Here is a 21,275-nt window from a genome sequence, read left to right as displayed (position 1 = left end):
TCAAGCAGCCGCTGAGCGTTGACCGTGGTGATCTTCCGGCGCTCAGCACAATGTCGCTCCTGCAGACTCGGGTCGGCAGTCGCTCGACTGGGGGTGCGGCTGCCGACCCGTCACTACGGCGTGTTCGTCCGATTCGGACGGTCCAGCGGACTTGACCTTCAGTTAACTCGAAGTCCTAACCTCGCGGCATGCCCACATCGAACGAGATCATCTCCTGGTTCGCCCGGCACGCCAGGGCCTTGCGACTCGACGCGGACGTTCCGCTGCCCGCCGCGCTGCACGACGCCCAGGTCGTGGGACTGGCATCGGCGGTGCGCTCCGCACGCGAACTGGTCGCGGTGACCCATGCGCTGATGCGAGCGCTGGTGGAGCAGGCCGGATTCCGCGCCGTCACCATCGAGGGCACCGACCTCACCGGTGCCGCGCTCGACCACTACGTCCACACCGGCGAGGGCGATCCGGAGGCGCTGCTGGCCGCGAGTCAGAGCTTTCTGCGCATCCGCGAGGCCGTGCCCGTCGTGCGGTGGCTGCGGTCCTGGAACGAATGCCATCCCGGCGACGAGGTTTCGGTGGTACACGGCCCGGGGCGGGAGCGACCACCGCGCGATCTCCCGGAGATCGAGGCCGCGCTGGCGAAGGCCAACCTGGACTGGCTTGCCGATACCGGACAGCGGATCGTGCACTGGGGCGGCACGGCACACCTGCTCGTGGTCGATCCGCCGCCAGGGCAGGGCCACCCGAACGCCGGAGCGATCATGCGGGCGGAGCTCGGCGCCGGATACGCCGTCGCCGCACTCACGACGGGATCGGGCTCGGCGCCGTTCCGGCTTCCGTTGCCACCCCAGGATTTCCTCGAGTCGGCGTTCGTGGGAACAGAGCATGTCGTGTCCTGTGTGGATCTTGCGCAGACCGCCGACGCACCGCCACGTGTGCGGGAGTGGCTGAGTGCACCGGTGCGCACCCGCATGATCGGCCCCGTCTACGACCCCGATCGCGACCACGAGTTCCGACTCGACGGCGGCCCGGTACGGGAGGCGATCGACCTGCTCGTGCACGTCCCGCGGGTCACGCCGGTGACTCCGTTGGACGGCCGATCCTGAAGCGCCGCAACGGAGTGCTCGTCAGCCCGAGCACCGCGACGCCGGCAACGCACAGCGCACCGCCCGCCACCGCGGCGAACACGGGCGAGGTCGCGCCGGCCACCAGCCCGGCCCGGAAGTTGCCGACGTCCGGTCCCGCTGCGCCGACGACGTACTCGACGGAGGTGACCCGGCCTCGGTGCGAGTCCGGGGTCGCGAGCTGCACGAGCGATCCGCGCGAGACCACCGAGAACGTGTCCGCGGCACCGGCGACGGCCAGGCAGCACAGGGTGAGCCACAGGGAGTCCGCGAGCCCGAACCCGACGAGCGCGGCGCCCCACACACCTGCGGAGACGAGCATGACCAGACCGGGCCGCTGTGCCCCGGTGATCGTGCCGGACGCCAGGCCCGCCGCGATGCCGCCCACGGCGATCGCGGACAGGAACAACCCGAGCGTCTCGGGATCGCCTCCGAAGCGCTCGGCGTTGATGGCGGGAAACAGCGCGATCGGCATCGCGAGCACGGTGGCCAGCACGTCGCTGAGGAAGGCGCCGCGCAGCACCGGCCTGCGGCCGATGAAACGCCAGCCCTCCCAGATCGCGCGCGGCCCCGGTCGGGTCGGCTCGCCGGACGGGCGCATCGCGGGCAGCCGGAACACGCCGTAGCAGGCCACGGTGAACGCGAGCGCGTCGACGACATAGCAGGCGCCGACGCCCCATCCCGCGATCACGACACCCGCGATCGCGGGCCCCGCGAGCATGGCCGCCTGGAAGCTCAGGTGGTTCAGTGCCACGCCCGCGCTCACCTGGTGCTCGGGCAGCAGCCGGGCGACGAACGTGCGCCGGGCCGGCGCGCCGAGTCCCATGCACGTGCCCTGGACCGCGACCAGTGTCAGCACGACCGCCAGCGAGCCGAGCCCCACGAGCGCCTGCGCGGCGAGCATCGCCGCGGTCGCGAACTGGGCCAGGGTGGTGCCCAGCACGAGCTTGCGCCGATCGACGGAGTCGGCGAGCACTCCCCCGAGCAGCCCGAAAAGGATCATCGGAACCGCGTTGGTGAGCCCGATCGCGCCCACCGCGACCGAACTGCCAGTGAGGTCCCACACCTGGGCGAGCACCGCGACGAGCGCGATCTGTCCGCCCACTGTGGACGTGGTCGTGCCGGTCCACAGCCGGCGGAAGTCCGGACTCGACCGCAACGGCCGCAGGTCGACGAACCTCACGAGTCGCGCGCGAGCCTGCGCACGATCCGGTCGTGGAACGAACGCCGGGACAGGGCCGCCTCGATGTCACGCACCACGTCGCTCATCGCGTAGGGCAGCTCCGCCTCCAACTCGGCGACGGCGTCCTCGGTGGCCCGCCACTCGGCCTCGAGGAAGGGCACGAGCGCCACGGCCCGTTCGGTGAGCGTCACCTCGCGCGTGCGCGCGTCGGCGCCGGGACTGCTGGTGACGAGCCCCTCGCGGCGCATCGCCCCGACCGTCTGGCTCATGGCCGAATGCGTGACGCCCAGCGACTCCGCCAACTGCCGGATGGTCATCGAGCCGGCGCGGGACAGCCGAATGAGCGGCGCCGCGAACCGGGGCCGAACACCGACGACGCCGCGCTCGGCGTAGAGCGCGGCGATGTCGTCGTCCATCGCGGTGAGCAGCCTGCGTAGCGGACCCCACTGGCTGCGCTCGGTGGGGTCCTCCCCCGTCGACCCGGCAGTCGTCATGGCGCCATCGTAACAGCGCTTATACAATCATCCGATCACCTGGACGGTCCAGCTGTCCTCGTCGGGACCGAGCAGGGTGATGCGATCGAGCAGCCCCTGCACTCCGCCGAGGTAATCCAGATCCGCTGCTATCGGGCGCTCGACGGCGACACAGGCGGTGAGCCCGTTCTCGGTCTTGCAGACAGCGCCGGCCTGGCGCGGCGGCTCCCCACCCTCCGGCTTGACGGAGATGTACACATTGGACCCGTTGACGGTGTAGAAGAACTCGACGCTCCACTCCGTGTCAGAACAGTCCGGTCGGCGCGTGGTCACCACGTCACCGATCCGGAAGTTGTCCGGCACGCTGCTGATGTGCAACGGCAACGGGACGGCATGGGCCACAGTCCGTACATCGGCGGCCACCCTGAGCAGCATCTGCGCGGGCTCGCGAACATCGAGGTAGTAGGCATAGATCTCGGCCCACCTGTCTCCACCGGCCGGCCAGCGCAACAGGACACTGCCACCGTTCAGCGGATCACCGGGATCGATGGAGATCCAGTAACCGTCGTGCTCGCCGACCTTGGTGGGTATCGCCACCGGTTTGCCGCCCATGTTGCCGAGCCGGTCGAGCGGCGGCTCCTCGTCGTACACGGTGAGGCAGATCATCGGGGGAAACTGGCCCCGTCCCACCGCCACCACGTTGTCGCCATGTCGGCCGACGCCGTACTCGACCCCCGTGATCACCTCGGGCAACCAGCCGAAGCTCGCCTGGGCGATCAAGGGATTGTGCCGCCGATCCGGCTGCCCGACGGACTCCACGGGAGTGACCATGCGAATCTCCTGCTCGCTCGAGCCGCTACCGGAACGGCCTGGCCCCACTGCCACCACGTTCCGTCCCGCGAGAACAGACTACGTGCGCATCAGCCGATTGAGCTGAATCTCGCAGCCAGGACGCGGAGTCCCTTACCGGCCATTGCCAGGAGAGATGCTGCCGACACTTGATCTTGTTGCCCGCTCGGCCTTCCACAGCCGCAAGGCCCGGTGGCGCACGGCCTGCGATCGCCCAGGCGCATCCTTCAACCACGCGAGCACATCGAACAACGGCCCCACCGGGTAGCCATCTTCGAGCCACGAGAGCGCGCGCTCGGGCCAGTAATCGGACGAGGGCGCCGTCAGCGCGACCCGGAGCAACTCGGCCCACGGCGGCGGGTTCGCGCCAAGTAGCCGACGGCTGCGAGGTGGTCGACGGGCTCTCGGCGGTCGACGAGGCGACGGGCGTCGGCCGCTGTTTCGTCGTGGGTGTGCCGTGGTCGCTCTCGGCGGTGCAGCCGACGGTCAAAAGGGCCAGCGCGAACAGCGCGGCCGCAAGGCTGCGCTTCATGGAGCCTCTCGCAGCGATGTTGATACTTCCATCAAAATCGCTGGCCACTCGACCCCGTTACAGCTACTGATCCGAACCCGGACACGAAAAATGGGGCACCGCGTTCGGTGCCCCATTTCGAAACCGGTACCAGTGCAGGTGGTGCCCCCGACGGGACTCGAACCCGCACTGAATCGATTTCCGATCGATCCTTGTCGTTCCTCAGCGATCTCGACCGTCGCGTGTCGTGACCTGGGCAAACAGACGAGCAGTCGACTCGTCATGCCTCGCCGTCTGTGGTCGTCTACTGGTCATTGCGGGGCGTAAGTCGGCCACTCGATCTTGCCCAGGCTAACCACCGACCGCGCCATGAGACGGCGCGCCAGCCTCAACCACCGGCTACCACCTCGCTGTCAGACACGTGAGCCTGGGCGTTCTGAGTGGAATATGATCATTCTCTTACGCGCTGACGCCCGGTCGACTACTCTCCGAGACCATGTCCGCTGAGGAGGCGCACGAACTGGGACGCGACGGAGTCTTTCGCGTGAAGCAGTATCTGGAGGGCACAACCCACCTCCGGCTTCCTTGGACAGCTTACGATCACGTTAACTTGTGCAAACGCCAGCGTTTGGACGGCTCCAAGAAGACCTACGATCTCGCAGGCCACTTCCTGGGCGAGAGACGCCGTCCGCTGTTCGTTGAAGCCAAGAAGTACACCACCGCGGGAGCCCAGGGGACTCTGTACCTGGAGTACATAGCGGACGTGTACAGCATCACAGCGCGTGCCCAGCGTGAGGAAATGGACGACGGCGCGGAGTTCATGTGGATCACCTGGCATCCCTTCAGTCAGGGTGCTTGGCCGCGCCTACTGTCACATGAGTACGTGTACGAGGCAGTGGAGAAGCATGTAGACAGCCTCCAGTTGGGCGGCGGTGACGGTAACGCCGAGTCGGCGGAGCCCGACAAGGAACTGTGCCGGACGGTCGCCGACAGGCTCTGGCTTGTGGTGCTGACCGACCGCCAGCAGGAGGAGCTGACCTTGACGGCCGAAGAGCTGAAGTTGGCGATGATGCACTTGAAGCGGGAGGGGGCATAAAAATGCCGGAGACCTCGCTGCAGAACGCGGTTGCTTCTGCCCTCATCTCGGACAACCCGGACGACGTCATCGAGGGGATTAAGGGCGCCGTGATTGCGGAACTTGAAAAGTTGGACCCCTCGGCTGAAATCAAAAAGACCGACTACTTCAATCACAGCTTCGCACCGGACCTAGTTCTAAGCTGGGGCGCGAGGCAGGACCGCGAAGTTTACTTGCGCTACAACTTTAGATCGACTCAAGCGGCGCGAGACGTTGACTTGTTGGGCGGCTCCAACCCGGTGTTTTTCTCCCTGGATTCGTCTCATGACGATAGCGAGGTGGCCGACGAGCTCGAAGGGGAAATCGAGAGGTCACCCAATGCGCTAGTCACAAATGCACCGTCGATCGACGAGTTTGCTGAATTTGATAACTTAAAATTGGTGCGGGAATCTGTAGCAGCACCACTATTCGATCTCTTCCGAAGGAATGTAGTTCGAGGCGGCAAGGGGTTGATCATAAGCCAGACGGCCGCCGACCTTCCCCGCTACAGGGGAAGTGATAACCTCGGGCAAGACATCGATTACATTGACCGATTCGAATCGACTGTATCGCGACTTTTTCGCGAAGACGCATCATTGCGACTCCGCCGGGCGGCATCCATTGTAAGGATGGCCCGAACGGGTGACATAGAAATGCTCCACGCCGACGAGGATGGTGGCGAAAATCTCGTCCGAGGAAAACTTGAAACCGATGAGATAAGAATCCTGCTTCCATATTTGCTCCGACGCGCCCAGGAGGAAGACGAGTCAACTTTCTGGGAGTACATCGGAAGCATGGTGGGACTAAAAGAGATTCAGAAGATATCCGCCGAATTGGAAGAGGTCGATATCGGCTCATTGGTTCGAGCCAATCTCCACTACTGGCGCGCGAATCGTTCCGCTGTCAGCTTGAATTCCGAGTGGTTCGACGAGGAAGAACATCCAGAACCTCGCTGGTACATTCACGCAAAGATGCTCACCGCCTCGGCGGGCCCGTGGACGGTACACTTCACTACCGACAAACGACAAGCGTCCGGTAGGGACGACTCGCCGCTAGCACGGTGGGAAGACCTCCGACCCGCCCTGTCCGGTTCGGCGGTCTCGTCTGCGGAGCTTCAAGGCGTTGTTCGTAGGATTAGCGTTAGCACAAATGACGAAAGCTCAGATGTCCTCCGAGATGTCGACTCAATATTCGAAACAATGGATGACGACTTCAAATTGAGGCGCCTAAGCGTTCGAGGCACAGTCGCGGGAGCGTCAGACGTCGACGTTGATTTCAAACACAACACGGCCGAAGGGAACGACGCAGCGCTTGTCGATCTGGCGCGATCGTCATTCGATATACTCGGATACCGGTACCCGATCTCGGAAGGCGAGCGGGTGAAGATATTCGGCGAGCAGAGTGAGCGAGAGTAGCCAACGACTGCCCAGTCAAGTCGCTGGCGACCTGGTGGCCCCTCCTTCACGGGGTAAGCTCAGGCGCCGAACTAAACCTCTTCATCGCTTGCCGACGTAAAGTTGCCAAAGACTTTTTCTCGTTCCTCATCAGAGAATGACTCAATTTGGAACTTCTTGGTGCGTACTACCGTTCCGTCTCCCAACTGAATGGCATAGTTCACCAGATGATCAAAATTGCATTCTAGGAGGCGAAGGGCGGAAACGGCCCAGTAGGCATCGGAATTTCCCTCGATTGAGCAGGGCAACTCCGAACCATGACTAAACCCCCCATGCTCGACCGAGTGATCCATCTTCATAACGACGTGATGATTCTTCTTTCCTTTTGCGTCAGCCGTCAGTTCGGCCCATTTTTTACTGGGCGTAAGGTCTTGCTCTAGATAGACTTTTCGCACTAGAATTCGACTGCGTCCCTTATTTATCACATGCACACCGTAGACCGAATACTCCGTCCAAGCGGCCAGTGCATTGTGATTTTTATTCGAGACAGGAAGGTCGATCCAAGCTTCTGCGCGCTCATCGACCAAGAAGCCCGATCCTTCAGAATTCTTGACGCCACCTTTCATCAAGCGGACATCAATCAGTGGGCCAGTCCTCCGGAATTCAATTCTTGCATAGATGAATCCAGCCAATGCTAGGCCGAAGGCGAAAATAGATATTACTAATGCAGCCACGTCCACCTTAGCCACTCCAATGAATTCGGAACGCCGCGCTCCTCAAAGTCTAGACTCTAACGCTTGGTGGTCATCCCGTCGCCTGATGGCGTCTCGATCACGCCGTGTCGGAGCCGCGACCTCTGCTCGCCCACTGCCGGCCGAATGTGCCAGGCTCGCGGTTCCGACTCGGTGTGATAGCCATCAGTCAGGCGACGGGATGACCACCAAGCGCCCACCCTGCCAACCGCACCGCGGCTACGTTCCCCGGCCATCCCGGAGCCAGCCCGTCCGGCGAGGACATGTTCTTTCTTCTGTTCAACGCTCCCCTGCTCCCCTTGGCCTGCCTCGGCTCCGGCCGATGCGCGGGGACCGGCGCCAGCCGCACGCCCCGCGCAGGCTCGGCCGGAGCAGAAGAGCAGCAGGCCAGCGGCCCCGCAGGGGCCGCCTTGAACAAGAGAAGAAACTCTGAACACACACTCCACGCCTGGAGCAGGCAGGGACGATGAGGATGACCCGGACAGCAAGAGAGCCCCGAACCATCGCGGCTCGGGGCCCTCTCGGGTCGTGCTGGCGTTAGCTCTGTTCCGGTCCCGGGATGCGGAACTGACCGGCCTTGACTCCAGCAGTGAAGGCGTCCCACTCACTCGGGGTGAACTTGAGCGATCCAAGTTCAGGAGCCTTGCTGTCGCGGACTTCGACCCCACCGTCGGCACCGAGTCGCGCCTCGACGCAGTCGTTTGACCCACCAGAGTAGGAACTCTTCTTCCACTCGCGGCTGAGCATCCGGTCACCCTTCCAATTCCGTAGCCCGCTGACTGAGAGCCGCGCGCGACGCGCTAGGACTCAGTGCCGTGGCACGCACATCATTAACTGTTCTCGCTAGGCCCTGAACCACGTCAGGATCGTCGTAGTAGAGACCCTGGGTGATTGTGTCCTGATACCCGACCGTAGGCCAGTCGGCGAATTCTAGCAGGTGAAAACTGACTCCCAGACCACTGTGAGCACCCGCCGAGAAGGGCAGGACCTGCACAGTTACGTTGCTGGGAGCGTCTGCCAGGTGCAGAAGTTGGTCCCGGAGTACCCCTGCTCCCCCGATCAGGTTATGCAGGACCGCTTCGCTGACGATCACCCAGAGTTCCAGGGAGCCGTCCCGCACCCGCTGCTGTCGACGAACCCGGAGTTCCAATCGGCGTTCGAGCTGGTCCGCTGGGACGTCGACGCGTGCAGTGATGAGAGCTGAGGCGTAGTCAGGGGTCTGCATCAGGCCAGGGACGAGGTCGACGGTCCAGGACTCGATCCGTGTGGCCTCGGTCTCGAGTTCGAGGTGGTAGCCAAGAGCCGAGCTCCAGTCAGGGCCGACGAACTCGGTCCACCAGACTGGCCGCTTGAGTTCCTCGGCGGCCTTCGCGAGTCGTTCGACTGTCTTGGTGTCGGCTTCATAGAACACAGCGAGTCGCCTGACATCTTCAGGACTCGGACGCACCTTGCAGCTCTCGATTCGCGAGAGCTTCGACGGCGTGATGCCGAGGGCTCGCTGGACGTCAGTACTCGTATAAGTCCCGCGCAGTCTGCGGAGCTCCCGCGCGATGCGTTCCTCTCTCACTGCTGTCATGCGTCCAGCGTAGACCCCTGACCTGCAAATTTGCATCCAGCACGCTGGTCCATTCGAGTGATGAATGCAAATTTGCATCGTCGGGGTTGTCATCAGTTGCCCACCTGGCATAACCTCGTTCATAGACGATGCAAATTTGCACACAAGGAGGACGGCATGAGGAACATCCCGGTGAACTTGGGCGGCTTCAAGTTGATGGTGTCGGAGGCCCCGGCGATGAAGATGCGTGAGGACGACAACGGCGAGCTGGTTGCGGCGACGGACTTTCAGGGTGTGCAGCAGTTCGTGGTGTCGGTGTTCGCGAAGCGTCGCCCGCGGTCGGATGGTCGCCCGGCGGGTAAGGGCGAGGAGATCAAGGTGACGCTGGCGGCGGATCCGGGTGAGGGGTTCGACGAGGGCACCTATGTGGAGCTGGTGGAGGCGACGGCGTCGTCGTGGGCGATGAAGGACAAGCAGGGCAACGTCAACTTCGGGATGTCGTTTCGTGCGGCGGGGTTGAAGCCTGCCGGGCAGGGCGGTTTGTCGTCGGCCGCATAGGCCCGGTCGCGATGACCGGTGGGTGACCGGTCGCGGGTGTCTCCCTGGCCCGCATCCCAACACCGTGGAGCGCTGCCCTGAATTCTTGGCAGGCGGCCCGTTTTCGAGTCGGGCCAGCGCGCTTTCTTGTTGATTGACAATTCCAGAGTGGGCCGATCCATGCCAAAAACGCGTCAATTTGTGGTGACGCGCCTTGATTCCCGGACTCGTTTTTGTGCGGGGGTCTTGGGGTTTTACCACAAGCAGGATCGAGTGGAAGGAGTGGCAGATGGTGGGCGAGATGGTGGCGTGGGGCGGGTTGTCCTCGTATGACCCGTCCGGACCGACGCGGGCCGCCTGATGGGTGGCCATGTGTGTTCGGCGAATTTCTGGTTGTCCCCGAGTCGAATTGCGACGTGCACGGTGTGCGGCGCGCAATGGCCACTGTAGGAGGCGAAAACAAATGAGCTGGCTATTTCTGGTGGTGTTGGTGGGGTGTTTGACGGTCGCGATGCCCGTGGCCGGTGCCCTCGCCGTGGCGCTGGGTCTGGGCGGGATCGCCTGGAGCAGGAAGAGGTGGGCGGCGTGAGCGGGCGAGCGATCCAGGTATCGCGGCTGGTGCGCCGGTTGGCGTCGCTGATCGAGCGGGACCGCCAGGACGCCCTGACCGAACCGGCGAGTGATCTCGCGTGGCAGGCGGGTTTCTGTGAGGGCCTGCGCCACGCCCAGCACGTGATCCGCAACGGAGGCCAGTGATGCACGAGATTCAGGCGATCATCACCGCCGCGAACACCGAATACCAGCGATTCATCGCCACCAGGCCGGATCGGGAGACCCGGGATGCGGTGAGTAACGCGGTGAAGTTCCTGACCGCTGATCTCCGCTCGGCCGCCGCCCTGGTGGCCACCACACAGAAAGGCACCTGAGGGATGCAGATTTCGGCACTGAACCGGCGGGCGCAGCAGAACTACGCCGCCTTCGTCGCCGCGATGGACTTGGTCGCGGAGCAGTTCGACGAGGTCGACAAGCTCATCGACGCCCTCGACGACCGCGCCGTCCCCGGCGGCTTCACCGTCGCCACCCCGGACGAGATCCGCGGCTTCCGGGGTAAGGCGTTCGACGAGCTGGACCGGATGCGGGTGGTGGCCCGCAAGTACGAGGGAGACCTGATCTCCCGCGAGTGGAGGCTCTGACATGGCACACCAGGTAGACCGGGTCCTCGGCGACCTCGACGCGGCGATGACCCAGCTCAAACGCGCCATGCGCGGCATCCCGGTACGCAAGGAGGGCTTCAAAACCCACCACGACCGCGCCGCCCGCGCCGTCGGCCGCATGTCCGCCGAACTCCAAGACGCCAGCACAGCCATCGACGACTAGCCCCTGCTCGGCACGCACGACAACCACACACGCACGTACGAACTCACGCGAGGCCGGCCCCGCACCCGCTTGATCTGGGTGGTGGGGCCGGTCTCGTTCTATCCGAAGGGATTCCTGTTCTGATGGACACGCCACAGTCGAAGCGCACGATGGGCCGCGAAGTCAAAGCAGCCGTGTGGACCGCCCGCCACCCCGGCGCGCTGGTTGCTCCGGGCACGCTCACCGCCTCCGGCCTCGAACTGGGCTGGATCGCCACCGGCGGGATCGTCGGGGGAACCGCGGCTGCCCTGTGCGGCTGGTACCGGGCACACCCCGACACCTTCGACGCCGTCGCCGCACCCCGCATGCGCGCCTGGCGGCGCCGCTGGTCTGCCTACCTCGGACCCCGCTGGCACGCCGCGCTGCGGGCCTGTGACCTCTACACCATTCACCGCAAGACCGGGGAGGAACGCTTCCCCCGCATCGTGCGGGTGCGGTCCTACTCGCCGACGGTGGACACCCTGTGGCTCAAGATCCCCCAGGGCCAGCACGCCCGCCAGTACGAAGCCCGCCTGCCCGAGCTGACCGAGGCGCTGCGGGCGGAGCGGATCGCGGTGGAACGCGTCAAGCCCGGCGTGATCGGGCTGATCATCGAACGCTCCGAAGCCTTCACCGAAACGATCGACGCCCCCGAGATGCCGCAGGAGACCGACGCGGTCAACCTCAAATCGGTCTACGTGGGCGAGACCGAGTACGGCCACGACTGGCGACTGCCGGTACTGGGGCAGCACACCTTCGTCGCCGGGGCGACCGGGGCGGGCAAGAACTCGATCGTCATGTCCCAGCTCCGCGCCATCGCACCCCTCATCCGCGACGGGCTCGTCCGGCTCTGGCTGTGCGACCCCAAGCAGATGGAGTTCACCAAACTCGCCTCCATCGCCCACCGCTACGCCGCCGATGAGCACGACTGCTCGGCGCTGGTCGACGAGTTCGTCAACGACCTCCGCGCCGTGCAGCGTGGGTTCGCCGAGAACGGCAAGCGCAAGATCACCGTCTCCCCGGAGACGCCGCTGAACGTGCTGGTGATCGACGAGATCGGCGCGTTGCTGGCCTACGGCGACGGCACGGTCTCGCGCAACCTGCGCAAGCAGTTGGCCATCGTGGGGTCGCAGGGGCGGGCGACCGGACACGCCATGACCGCGCTGGTGCAGGAACCCACCAAGGACACAGTGCCGATCAGGGAGCTGTTCACCACCCGCATCTGCCTGCGGGTCACCTCGGCCGCCCATGTGGACATGGTCCTCGGCGAGAACGCCCGCCTGCGGGGTGCGATCGCCGACGAGATCGCCAATCACGAGGGCACCGCGGGAATCGGCTACGTCATCCGCGAACGCACCCGCGTCCCCCAACGGGTGCGGGCCGCCTACGTCGACGACACCGAGATCGACCAACTCGTCGCGTTCGTCCACACCGGACGCAGCGGCAACCGGCTCGCGGTGGTGGCGTGATGGTCACCATCAACTATCCCGCCTGGCAGGCACGAGACCTCTACATGGTGGTCATCCGCGACGGCGGCCGCTTCTATCCCACCGACGAAACCCTCTACTACACCCGCGCCTACGCCGAAGACGCGCTGCGCTCCCTGGCCGCACCCGGTCGGGACTTGACGATCCTGTACTACGACGGCTCCTTCTACGCCCGCTGCGTCGTGTGCGGGGAGGTGTGCGACCCGGACTACTGGGTGTTTCTGAGCTGGGGCGAACTCGAAGACTTCCTCTGGGACGAACCCGGCTGGCAAGCCACCAACGAACACCACGTGTTCTGCCCCCACCACGCACCCCACCAAGACTGGCGAGGTTGGTGAACCCTCATGCCCGCATACCCGTGCATCGTCCACGAAACGCACTACTTCCTGCTGATCTGGTCGGTGAACATGCTCGGTGATCTCGACAAGCTGCTCGACCTGTGCACCACCGATCTCCACGCCGCCCGCACCCGGGCACGGCTCCTGCGCCGTCACGGGTCCGACGTCGAACTCGTGGCCTGCAACCCGGTGTTCCTGCCCCACTGCGTCGTGTGCGGGCAGGAAGTCACCACCCCCTCGCTGGAGTTCGGCAGCTGGGACGCCCTGGCCGACCACGTCCGCGCCTACCCCGGCTGGGCCGCCACCAGCGAACAAGAAGTGCTCTGCCAGCACCACCGACCCGACAAGGAGGACTGATGTTGACGCTCGCATTCCTGTGGACCTGGGCCAAGGTCAGCGTGGTCGCGCTGCTGGCCGTGGTCATCGAACGCGCCATGATCCCCAGCCCCTGGGCCTTCACCACCATCGCCACCATCACCGTGCTCATCTACCTGGTGATCTGCGCGGGCCTGTTCCGCGAATGGCGCTCCCACGCCGCCGGATACCACCACCAGATGACCAGCATCCGCCGGGAACACACCCGATGACCGGCCACGAGCAGCCCCAACTGGACCTGTTCGGCACCACCACCGCTGCGGATGCCCCAGTTCCGGCACCGGCCCGGCAGTGCCCTCCCCCACGCGGACGCACCACCCGCACACCTCCGGCGAACCCGCTGGTCGCGAAGGACGTGCTGGCGGAGGTGCAGCTGGGCCGGTTCGGGCTGCTCGACGACACCGACCGCGTGATGGTCCTCGAGGACGACGAACACGTCCGCGCCGCCCTGGACGAAGACCTCGTCCACCACCTCCTCGCGCAGGGCTACCTCGAACGCGGCACCATCCGCGACACCCTCACCTGCCTGCACGGCGCAGTCCGCAAACCCCTCATCCCGCTTCGCCTGACCAGACAGGGCCGGGCGATGCTCACCCGCTGGTCGAACCTGCACCCACCCGGCAGTGCGCGATGAACGAGGATCTCCTGCCCCTCGAACAGATCGTGGCGCTTCACGCTGAGTACGGCGAACTCCTCGACCACTTCACGCACCACTGCGACTCGGTGGTGAACCGGCCGGTGCGCGAACGCCTGGCCGAGTACTGCGATCAGCTCGCCCGCCTTCACGAAGACGAGGCCGAGGACCGGCGACGCCTGTCTGGACTCTGGCGGCGCGAACACTAGACAGAAAGGACAGATGCCATGTCTGCCACGGACACCCCGCCCCGGACCGGCCGCCTGGTGGACTTCCTCCGCATCACCGTCGCGGTGATCCTGGGCGGGATCGGTGCGGCCGCCGGGTTCACCCACACCCACGAGTGGGCCAGCCACCACGGACAAACAGGGTGGCTGGCCTGGGCCACCGCCGTCGTGATCGAAGGCATGGTCGTGGTCGCCGGATTCGAAGTCCAGCGCGACCACCGCCACGGCCACACCGGCCGCATCACCTTCCCCATGACCGTGCTCGTCGCCGGATTCGGCGTCCAAATGGCCGCCCAAGTCGCCCTCGCCGAACCCAGCCCCGCCGGATGGCTCGTCGCCGCCATGCCCGCCCTCGGCTTCCTCGTCGTCGTCAAACTCCTCATGCGCCGCACCCCCACCTCACCAGCCACCTCAACCCCGGAGCCCGCCCCGGCACCCGCACCGGTGCCCGCCATGCCGGGAGAATCCAAGCCGACCACACCTACCGCGCCGGACACGACCGCCGAACCTTCCGAGCAGATCACCGCACCGGAACCGGTGAAGTCCCCGCGGCTTCGGCTCCCCGCGCCGCTGACCGCGCGTCTCGACGACCTCGCCGAGCAGGCCCGCCGCGACGGTCGCCAACTCACCGCCGCCGACATCCGCCAGGCGGTCAAGGTCCCCGAGGACATGGCGCTGCGCATCCTCGCCGACCTCACCCCCCGCAACGGCCACACCGTCACCGGCGGTTAGCACGACCCCTGCACGATCCCCCGCCGAACCGAGGGCGGGACACGGCCATCACCGGCTGGTGTCCCGCCCTCGTTTTGTTGCACCACACAGGAAGGGCCCCGCGTTCATGCGCACCCTCGAACAACGCCTGATCCACCGGCTCCGCTCCGCCGACTACGCCGACTGGCGCGCCAAGGTCCACGCCGTCAACGGCTGCGCCCGCCCCATCCGCCTCGCCGGAGCCCACCAACTCCAAGACACCCACACCGGCCGCGTCCTGCACCACCACGGCGGCGACATCTTCGTCCCCTGCGGCAACCGCCGCTCCGCCGTCTGCCCCGCCTGCTCCGACCGCTACGCCGCCGACGCCTTCCACCTCATCCGCGCCGGACTCATCGGCGGCACCAAAGGCATCCCGCAGACGGTCACCGAGCGGCCCCGCGCCTTCATCACCCTCACCGCCCCCTCCTTCGGCCCCGTCCACCACGCGCGCACCAGTGCCCGCGGTAAGCGGATTCCGTGCCGGTGCGGGGAGTTCCATCACGACGACGACCCGCGCATCGGCACCCCGCTCGAGCGCGACACCTACGACTACACCGGGGCCGTGCTCTGGCAAGCCCACGCCGGAGCACTCTGGCAGCGCTTCACCATGCGGCTACGCCGAGAGATCGCCAAGCGCGCCGGAATCCGCGCCCGCGACTTCCCCGAGCACGCGCGCCTGTCCTACGGCAAAGTCGCCGAATACCAACGGCGCGGCCTCGTGCACTTCCACGCCGTGATCCGCCTCGACGGCCCCGACGGAGCCACCACACCCGCCCCGTCCTGGGCGCACCCCGACCTCCTCGACGACGCGGTGTTGGCCGCTGCTGGGGCCGTAGCGCTCCCGGTGATCCGCCCGGACGGCACCCGCGACACCCTCGTCTGGGGCTCACAGGTCGACGTCCGCGCGATCCAGCCGTCCGGGGCCGACGACTTCGAAGACCAGCAGGGCGAGATCTCCGAGGCCCGCCTCGCCGCCTATATCGCCAAGTACGCCACCAAGGGCACCGGCAAAACCGAAGCCGCCGACCGCCCCGTCCGCTCCCAACTCGACATCGACCACCTCACCGTCTCCGACCATCACCGGCGGATGATCCAAACCGCCTGGGACCTCGGCGACCTACCCGCCTACGACGAGCTGAACCTGCGGCGCTGGGCACACATGCTCGCCTTCCGCGGCCACTTCCTCACCAAATCCCGCGCCTACTCCACCACCTTCAAAACCATCCGGGGCGACCGTCGCGCCTACCGGCTCGCCGAAACCCTCGACCGCCTCGGCCTGGCCGACCGCGCCGAGACCGTGGCCGTGGTCAACCACTGGAGCTTCACCGGCTCCGGCTACCGCGACGACGCCGAACGCGAACTCGCCGCCAGCATCGCCGCCCGCATCCGAGATAACCGTAAGTCCAAATACGACAAGGAATACCAGCGTGAACAGCAAACTCCTGACCATCGATGACCTCGCCGCCTACCTCGGCGTCCCCAAGAACACCCTCTACCAATGGCGCACCAAGGGCTACGGCCCGAACGGCGTGCGTGTCGGCAAGTACGTCCGCTACCGCGCCACCGACGTCGACACCTGGATCGACCAGCAAGGGGCCGTCTGATGGCAAGACCACCGTTGGACGTCGGCACTCATGGTGCGATCCGGTTCGTGAAGCTCGCATCCGGCTACCGGGCGAAGGCCCGCTATCGGGGATATGACGGTGTGACTCGTGATCTGAGCCGGACGGGTCCGAGCAAGGCCAAGGCTGAACGAGTGTTGAAGCTGGCGATCGCCCAGGCGTTGCAGACTCCGAGTGGCGGCGACATCACCGCTCGGTCGCGCTTCGTCGAGGTCGCCGATCGGTGGTTGGCCTGGCAGGAACGACGGGTAGCCGACGGGGAGCGAGCCCCGGGCACGTTGGACAACTACCGGAGCATGCTGGCGAACCACGTGCTTCCCGCGTTCGGCGAGTTGCGTATGCACGAGATGACCGTGCCGAGACTCGACAGGTTCTTTCCCGCGCTGCAGGCCAAGTCCAGCGCTGCGCATGCTCGCACAGCACGAGCCGTCGTCAGTGGGATTCTTCGCTACGCCGCTCGACACGGTGCGATCACGGCGAATCCCATCCGCGAGATCGAACCGATTGAGGGCAGCGGCAGGAAACGGGTTCGCTCCCTGACGGCCGAGGAACGGCGCGCGTGGCTGGCTCAGCTCGAACTAGATCCTCAGGCCAGCCGGAAGGACCTGCCGGACCTCACGCGGTTCATGCTGGCGACCGGCGTGCGGATCGGGGAAGCGCTCGCGCTCTACTGGGAGGACGTCGACCTCGACAAAGCGACGGTCTTGATCAACTGGACTGTGGTGCGGGTGCGGGGTCAGGGGCTCAAGCGGACCGATCCGAAGACAGCGACCAGTGAACGGGCGCTGCCGCTTCCGTCTTGGGCGGTGGAGATGCTGCGGCAACGTCGGAAGACGGCTGTGGCGGAGAATCGGCCGGCCGATAGCCCGGTGTTTCCGGACACCCTCGGAGGGTTGCGTGACCCGTCCAACACCCGTCGGGCGCTGCGTGAGGCGCGAGGAAGCGAGGGATTCGCGTGGGTGACGTCGCACGTGTTCCGCAAGACTGCGGCGACGATCATGGATGAGGCGGGATTGTCCGCCCGGCTGATCGCCGACCAGCTCGGGCACTCTCGGCCGTCGATCACGCAGGATGCCTACATGGGCCGTGGTGCGGTGTCGTCCGCTGCCGCTGCCGCGCTGGAAGACATCCTGTGAGGGTTCGAGAGTTTGTGGGGCGTAAATGGGGCACCTGATCTTGGTGCCCCATTCCTCCAAGCCTCTGACCAGTGCAGGTAGTGCCCCCGACGGGACTCGAACCCGCACTGAATCGATTTTAAGTCGACTGCCTCTGCCGATTGGGCTACGGGGGCATGTGCAGCTTAAGCCCCCGGAGCTGCTACGACTTGGATGCCCGCGTGAACTCTTCCTTGGGGTTGTTGATCTGCCCCAGCGAGACGACCTCGCGGCGGAGCACACCACCCATGATCCAGTCCAGCATGATGCGGACCTTGCGGTTGAACGTCGGCATGGCCTTGACGTGGTAGGCGCGGTGCATCAGCCACGCGATGAAGCCCTTGACCTTGACGTTGAAGGTGTCCGCAACGCCCTTGTGCAGGCCGAGGCTGGCGACCGAGCCGACGTTCTTGTGGTAGTAGTCCTCTGCCTGGTTGCCGCGGATCACCTTGATGATGTTCTTCGACAGGTGCCTCGCCTGGCGCACGGCGTGCTGCGCGTTGGGCGGGCAGGTGGCCGTCGGGTCCTCCTCGGTGCGCGAGAGGTCCGGCACCGCGGCGATGTCGCCCGCCGTCCAGGCGTCCGGGTGGCCGACGACCTGCAGGCCCGCGGTCGCCTGGAGCCTGCCGCGCTTGTCCAGCGGGAGGTCCGAGTTGGCGAGCACCGGGTTGGCCTTGACGCCGGCCGTCCAGATGATCGTCTCGCTGTCGAACTCGGTGCCGTCGGAGAGCACCACGTGGCCGTTCTCGAACGACTTCGCCGCCGTCGACAGGTAGACCTCGATGCCACGCTTCTCGAGCTGCTCCACGGTCCACACGCCGAGGGTCTCGCGGACCTCGGGCAGGATCCGGCCCGCCGCCTCGACGAGCACCCAGCGGATGTCCTCGGGCTGGATGTTCTCGTAGTAGCGGGTGGCGAAGCGGGTCATGTCCTCGAGCTCGGCGAGGGCTTCGATCCCCGCGAACCCGCCGCCGACCACCGTGAACGTAAGCAGTCGCTTGCGCAGCTCGGGGTCGAGCGTGCTGGCCGCTTCATCCAGCTTGGTGAGCACGTGGTTGCGGAGGTAGATCGCCTCACCGATGGTCTTGAAGGCGATGCCCTCCTCGGCGAGGCCGGGGATGGGCAGCAGCCGCGCGACCGATCCGAGCGCCACCACGAGAACGTCGTAGTTCAGCTGCTCGATGTGGCCGTCGGCGGCCTCGACCGTCACGGCCTTGCGCTCGTGCTCGATCTTGGTGACGCGAGCGGTGAGGACGTGGCAGCGTCGGAGCGCCCTGCGCAGCGGCACGACCACGTGCCGCGGCTCGATGGAGCCGGCGGCCGCCTCGGGGAGGAACGGCTGGTAGGTCATGTGCGGCTGAGGGTCGACCACGGTCACGGAGGCCTCATTGGCACGAAGCTGCTTCTGAAGTCCCAGAGCCGTGTACAGGCCGACGTACCCGCCACCGAGAACGAGGATCCTCGTCGGTTCCGACTTGACTGCCATGACTCTATGGTCGCACCGCGTCTGGTAAATCGCTCGCGGACCCTACCTGGCTGTGACCAGCGTCGCCACGTTACGCAAACGATTCAGTTGAGACCCGCCAGTGATGCCGCTTTCGTGAAGATATCGCGCAGCATCGCCGGAGTCAGTCTTCCGGTGAAAGTGTTCTGCTGGGAGACGTGGTAGCAACCGAGAAGGTGCAGCTCAGCGGGGCCTTCGAGGACGTAGTGGGCACCGTGGCCGAACCGCGGCCGGGGTCGGGGAATCACCCAGCCCGCCCCGGCGAGCACGGGCAGCAGCGCCTGCCAGCCGAATCCGCCGAGCACCACCACGGCGCGCAGCGTCGGCTTGAGCAGGTCGAGCTCCCTGGTCAGCCATGCGCCGCAGGTGTCGCGCTCGGCGGGTGTCGGTTTGTTGGCGGGCGGGGCGCAGTGGACCGGCGCGGTGATCCGGGTGCCGCGCAGGGTCAGGCCGTCGTCACGATGGACCGAGGTCGGCTGCGAGGCAAGGCCCACGTCGTAGAGCGCCTGGAACAGCACGTCGCCGGAGCGGTCACCGGTGAACATGCGCCCGGTCCGGTTGCCGCCGTGCGCGGCGGGCGCGAGACCCACCACACCCAGCGCCGCGTCCGCGGGGCCGAAGCCGGGAACGGGCCTGCCCCAGTACGTCTCGTGGGCGTAAGAGGCGCGTTTCACTTCGGCGATGTGCTCACGCCACTCCACCAGCCGGGGGCAGGCGCGGCACTCGCTCACCTGACGGTCGAGTTCGGCCACCGTCCTCGCCGCGATCACCACTCCTTAATTGTGACCTTGATCTAGGTTGGACACATGCCCGACAAGACCGGTGAGACCGAGACCCCCGTGACCGGCGACGAAGAGAAGGCGAAACCCGCCGAGCCCGTCGACGACCTGGTGACCACCAGCCACAGCCTGACCGTCAAACGCCGCAAGCTCGCCTACACCGCGCAGACCGGACGCATCGTGCTGCGCAAGGAGACCCTCTCCGACGGCAAGTTCGAGGGCCACAAACCCAAGGCCGAGGTCTTCGTCACCGCCTACACGCTCGACGGTGCCGACCCGGCGACCCGTCCTGTGACGTTCGCGTTCAACGGCGGCCCGGGCTCGTCCAGCATCTGGCTGCACCTCGGTGTGCTCGGCCCGCGCCGGATCGTGTCCGGCGACGTCAACGACCCCGAGCCGCCGCCGTACCGGCTCGCCGACAACCCCGAGACGCTGCTGGCCCACAGCGACCTCGTGTTCATCGACCCGGTGTCCACGGGTTTCTCGCGGGCGAGCGAGGGTGAGCAGCCCAAGGACCACCACGGCTTCACGCCGGACGTGGAGTCCGTCGGCGAGGTGATCCGCCTGTGGACCTCGCGCAACGAACGCTGGCTGTCGCCGAAGTACGTCGCAGGCGAGTCCTACGGCACGCTGCGCGCGGCCGCGCTGGCAGCGCACCTGCAGGACCGGCACGGCCTTTACCTCAACGGCCTGCTGCTGATCTCGTCGGTGCTCGACATGGGCACCATCCGCTTCACCGAGGGCAACGACCTGCCGTACTCGCTGTATCTGCCCACCTACGCCGCGATCGCCCACTACCACGGCAAGCACGGCGACCGGCCGCTCGAGGACGTGCTGGCCGACGCCGAGGAGTTCGCCTCCCGCGACCTGCCGTGGGCGCTGCAGCGCGGCGCCCGGCTGACCGGACAGGAGCGCGCCGACGCGGTGGAGCGGCTGGCGACGCTCACCGGACTCTCCGAGTCCTATGTGGACCGCGTGAACCTGCGCATCGAACACGTGCGGTTCTTCACCGAGCTGCTGCGCGAGGAGGGACTCACCACGGGCCGGATGGACGGCCGGTTCACCACGTGGGAGCCCGACGGCGGGCGCGAGCACATGAGCGACGACGCCTCGATCTCGCGCATCATCGGCGCCTACTCGGCCGGGTTCAACCACTACGTGCGCGCTGAGCTCGGCTACGCCAACGACCTGCCATACGAGATCCTGTCGCTGGACGTCAACCGCGCGTGGTCCTACTCCGACTTCGAGGGCCGCTCGGTGTCCGTTGTGGACAGTCTCGGCGCGGCGATGCGTGCGAACCCGCATCTGAAGGTGCACGTGGCGCTCGGGCACTACGACGGCGCGACGCCGTACTACGCGGCCGAGCACGTGCTCGCGCGCCTGCAGATCCCCGACGAGCTGCGCGACAACATCGAGACCGCGTACTACCCGGCGGGCCACATGATGTACGTCCACGAGCCGTCGCGGGTGAGCCAGTCGAAGGACCTCGGTGCCTTCGTGAAGGCGACCTCCAACCGCTAG

General features: G+C 66.2%; 27 protein-coding genes and 1 tRNA gene. 19 read left to right on the top strand and 9 right to left on the bottom strand.

Annotated elements, in window-relative coordinates; genetic code table 11:
* Positions 1 to 188: 188 nt before the first annotated feature.
* Entirely contained in the window at positions 189 to 1,100 is a 912-nt protein-coding gene (locus JHE00_RS14810) for an erythromycin esterase family protein (protein ID WP_200318635.1), read from the top strand.
* Here the strand turns inward: JHE00_RS14810 and JHE00_RS14805 are convergent.
* From JHE00_RS14805 to JHE00_RS14795, 3 genes are read right to left on the bottom strand one after another with little or no spacing between them, the layout of a single operon-like run.
* A complete protein-coding gene (locus tag JHE00_RS14805; protein ID WP_200318634.1) occupies positions 1,066 to 2,301 on the bottom strand; it encodes an MFS transporter in 1,236 nt (411 codons plus the stop codon). The genes JHE00_RS14810 and JHE00_RS14805 overlap by 35 nt on opposite strands.
* The gene (locus JHE00_RS14800) at positions 2,298 to 2,795 is read right to left on the bottom strand and encodes a MarR family winged helix-turn-helix transcriptional regulator (RefSeq protein WP_200318633.1); all 498 of its coding nucleotides are present in this window, start codon (positions 2,793 to 2,795) and stop codon (positions 2,298 to 2,300) included. The genes JHE00_RS14805 and JHE00_RS14800 overlap by 4 nt, the downstream gene beginning before the upstream one ends.
* 27 nt (positions 2,796 to 2,822) lie before the next feature.
* Positions 2,823 to 3,605 (bottom strand): hypothetical protein, encoded by a 783-nt coding sequence (locus JHE00_RS14795; RefSeq protein ID WP_200318632.1) that lies wholly within the window; start codon positions 3,603 to 3,605, stop codon positions 2,823 to 2,825.
* A gap of 1,025 nt (positions 3,606 to 4,630) precedes the next feature.
* Here JHE00_RS14795 and JHE00_RS14790 point away from each other — a divergent pair.
* Both JHE00_RS14790 and JHE00_RS14785 read left to right on the top strand, forming a co-directional pair.
* Complete coding sequence (locus JHE00_RS14790; protein WP_200318631.1) at positions 4,631 to 5,230, top strand: hypothetical protein; 600 nt, start codon at positions 4,631 to 4,633, stop codon at positions 5,228 to 5,230.
* Between the two features lie 2 nt (positions 5,231 to 5,232).
* Positions 5,233 to 6,663, top strand: coding sequence for a hypothetical protein (locus JHE00_RS14785; protein WP_200318630.1), 1,431 nt, complete (start codon positions 5,233 to 5,235; stop codon positions 6,661 to 6,663).
* Between the two features lie 71 nt (positions 6,664 to 6,734).
* Here the strand turns inward: JHE00_RS14785 and JHE00_RS14780 are convergent, their stop codons facing one another.
* The 3 genes from JHE00_RS14780 to JHE00_RS14770 form a co-directional block, all read right to left on the bottom strand.
* Positions 6,735 to 7,382 (bottom strand): hypothetical protein, encoded by a 648-nt coding sequence (locus JHE00_RS14780; RefSeq protein ID WP_200318629.1) that lies wholly within the window; start codon positions 7,380 to 7,382, stop codon positions 6,735 to 6,737.
* Positions 7,383 to 7,931: 549 nt separating this feature from the next.
* Positions 7,932 to 8,141: a DUF397 domain-containing protein gene (locus JHE00_RS14775; RefSeq protein WP_200318628.1), complete on the bottom strand. Its 210-nt coding sequence runs from the start codon at positions 8,139 to 8,141 to the stop codon at positions 7,932 to 7,934.
* Positions 8,142 to 8,145: 4 nt separating this feature from the next.
* Positions 8,146 to 8,970, bottom strand: a complete 825-nt coding sequence (locus JHE00_RS14770; RefSeq protein WP_200318627.1) for a Scr1 family TA system antitoxin-like transcriptional regulator — start codon at positions 8,968 to 8,970, stop codon at positions 8,146 to 8,148.
* Between the two features lie 156 nt (positions 8,971 to 9,126).
* On the opposite strand from JHE00_RS14770, the gene JHE00_RS14765 reads away from it, so the two are divergent.
* The 15 genes from JHE00_RS14765 (at position 9,127) to JHE00_RS14695 (ending at position 17,453) form a co-directional block, all read left to right on the top strand.
* Positions 9,127 to 9,507 (top strand): hypothetical protein, encoded by a 381-nt coding sequence (locus JHE00_RS14765; protein WP_200318626.1) that lies wholly within the window; start codon positions 9,127 to 9,129, stop codon positions 9,505 to 9,507.
* A 564-nt stretch (positions 9,508 to 10,071) separates the two neighbouring features.
* Positions 10,072 to 10,242 (top strand): hypothetical protein, encoded by a 171-nt coding sequence (locus JHE00_RS14760; protein WP_200318625.1) that lies wholly within the window; start codon positions 10,072 to 10,074, stop codon positions 10,240 to 10,242.
* The gene (locus JHE00_RS14755; RefSeq protein ID WP_200318624.1) at positions 10,242 to 10,412 is read left to right on the top strand and encodes a hypothetical protein; all 171 of its coding nucleotides are present in this window, start codon (positions 10,242 to 10,244) and stop codon (positions 10,410 to 10,412) included. The genes JHE00_RS14760 and JHE00_RS14755 overlap by 1 nt, the downstream gene beginning before the upstream one ends.
* A gap of 3 nt (positions 10,413 to 10,415) precedes the next feature.
* Positions 10,416 to 10,679: a hypothetical protein gene (locus JHE00_RS14750; protein ID WP_200318623.1), complete on the top strand. Its 264-nt coding sequence runs from the start codon at positions 10,416 to 10,418 to the stop codon at positions 10,677 to 10,679.
* A gap of 1 nt (position 10,680) precedes the next feature.
* The gene (locus tag JHE00_RS14745) at positions 10,681 to 10,863 is read left to right on the top strand and encodes a hypothetical protein (protein ID WP_200318622.1); all 183 of its coding nucleotides are present in this window, start codon (positions 10,681 to 10,683) and stop codon (positions 10,861 to 10,863) included.
* 122 nt (positions 10,864 to 10,985) lie between these two features.
* Positions 10,986 to 12,350, top strand: a complete 1,365-nt coding sequence (locus JHE00_RS14740; RefSeq protein ID WP_200318621.1) for an FtsK/SpoIIIE domain-containing protein — start codon at positions 10,986 to 10,988, stop codon at positions 12,348 to 12,350.
* Entirely contained in the window at positions 12,347 to 12,706 is a 360-nt protein-coding gene (locus JHE00_RS14735) for a hypothetical protein (protein ID WP_200318620.1), read from the top strand. The genes JHE00_RS14740 and JHE00_RS14735 overlap by 4 nt, the downstream gene beginning before the upstream one ends.
* 6 nt (positions 12,707 to 12,712) lie before the next feature.
* Entirely contained in the window at positions 12,713 to 13,063 is a 351-nt protein-coding gene (locus JHE00_RS14730) for a hypothetical protein (protein WP_200318619.1), read from the top strand.
* On the top strand, positions 13,063 to 13,293 hold the full coding sequence (locus tag JHE00_RS14725) for a hypothetical protein (protein WP_200318618.1): 231 nt from the start codon (positions 13,063 to 13,065) through the stop codon (positions 13,291 to 13,293). Before JHE00_RS14730 ends, JHE00_RS14725 begins: the two co-directional genes overlap by 1 nt.
* Positions 13,290 to 13,715: a hypothetical protein gene (locus JHE00_RS14720; RefSeq protein WP_200318617.1), complete on the top strand. Its 426-nt coding sequence runs from the start codon at positions 13,290 to 13,292 to the stop codon at positions 13,713 to 13,715. Before JHE00_RS14725 ends, JHE00_RS14720 begins: the two co-directional genes overlap by 4 nt.
* The gene (locus JHE00_RS14715) at positions 13,712 to 13,924 is read left to right on the top strand and encodes a hypothetical protein (RefSeq protein ID WP_200318616.1); all 213 of its coding nucleotides are present in this window, start codon (positions 13,712 to 13,714) and stop codon (positions 13,922 to 13,924) included. The genes JHE00_RS14720 and JHE00_RS14715 overlap by 4 nt, the downstream gene beginning before the upstream one ends.
* A 57-nt stretch (positions 13,925 to 13,981) precedes the next feature.
* A complete protein-coding gene (locus tag JHE00_RS14710) occupies positions 13,982 to 14,674 on the top strand; it encodes a DUF2637 domain-containing protein (protein WP_307831945.1) in 693 nt (230 codons plus the stop codon).
* Between the two features lie 106 nt (positions 14,675 to 14,780).
* Positions 14,781 to 16,151: a replication initiator gene (locus JHE00_RS14705; protein WP_200318614.1), complete on the top strand. Its 1,371-nt coding sequence runs from the start codon at positions 14,781 to 14,783 to the stop codon at positions 16,149 to 16,151.
* Positions 16,123 to 16,299 (top strand): helix-turn-helix transcriptional regulator, encoded by a 177-nt coding sequence (locus JHE00_RS14700; RefSeq protein ID WP_200318613.1) that lies wholly within the window; start codon positions 16,123 to 16,125, stop codon positions 16,297 to 16,299. Before JHE00_RS14705 ends, JHE00_RS14700 begins: the two co-directional genes overlap by 29 nt.
* On the top strand, positions 16,299 to 17,453 hold the full coding sequence (locus JHE00_RS14695) for a site-specific integrase (RefSeq protein ID WP_200318612.1): 1,155 nt from the start codon (positions 16,299 to 16,301) through the stop codon (positions 17,451 to 17,453). The genes JHE00_RS14700 and JHE00_RS14695 overlap by 1 nt, the downstream gene beginning before the upstream one ends.
* An 81-nt stretch (positions 17,454 to 17,534) precedes the next feature.
* Here JHE00_RS14695 and JHE00_RS14690 read toward each other — a convergent pair.
* The 3 genes from JHE00_RS14690 to JHE00_RS14680 form a co-directional block, all read right to left on the bottom strand.
* Positions 17,535 to 17,608 (bottom strand) — tRNA-Leu (locus JHE00_RS14690).
* A gap of 26 nt (positions 17,609 to 17,634) precedes the next feature.
* Complete coding sequence (locus JHE00_RS14685) at positions 17,635 to 18,957, bottom strand: NAD(P)/FAD-dependent oxidoreductase (RefSeq protein WP_200318611.1); 1,323 nt, start codon at positions 18,955 to 18,957, stop codon at positions 17,635 to 17,637.
* Positions 18,958 to 19,040: 83 nt separating this feature from the next.
* The gene (locus tag JHE00_RS14680; protein ID WP_200318610.1) at positions 19,041 to 19,748 is read right to left on the bottom strand and encodes a uracil-DNA glycosylase; all 708 of its coding nucleotides are present in this window, start codon (positions 19,746 to 19,748) and stop codon (positions 19,041 to 19,043) included.
* Positions 19,749 to 19,781: 33 nt separating this feature from the next.
* Between JHE00_RS14680 and JHE00_RS14675 the strand changes: the two genes are divergently transcribed.
* The gene (locus JHE00_RS14675; protein ID WP_200318609.1) at positions 19,782 to 21,275 is read left to right on the top strand and encodes a S10 family peptidase; all 1,494 of its coding nucleotides are present in this window, start codon (positions 19,782 to 19,784) and stop codon (positions 21,273 to 21,275) included.

This window comes from Prauserella cavernicola, assembly GCF_016595675.1.
GTDB lineage: Bacteria > Actinomycetota > Actinomycetes > Mycobacteriales > Pseudonocardiaceae > Prauserella_A > Prauserella_A cavernicola.
The sequence above is the reverse complement of the archived record's forward strand: the minus strand, read 5'-3'. Positions and strand labels throughout refer to the sequence as shown.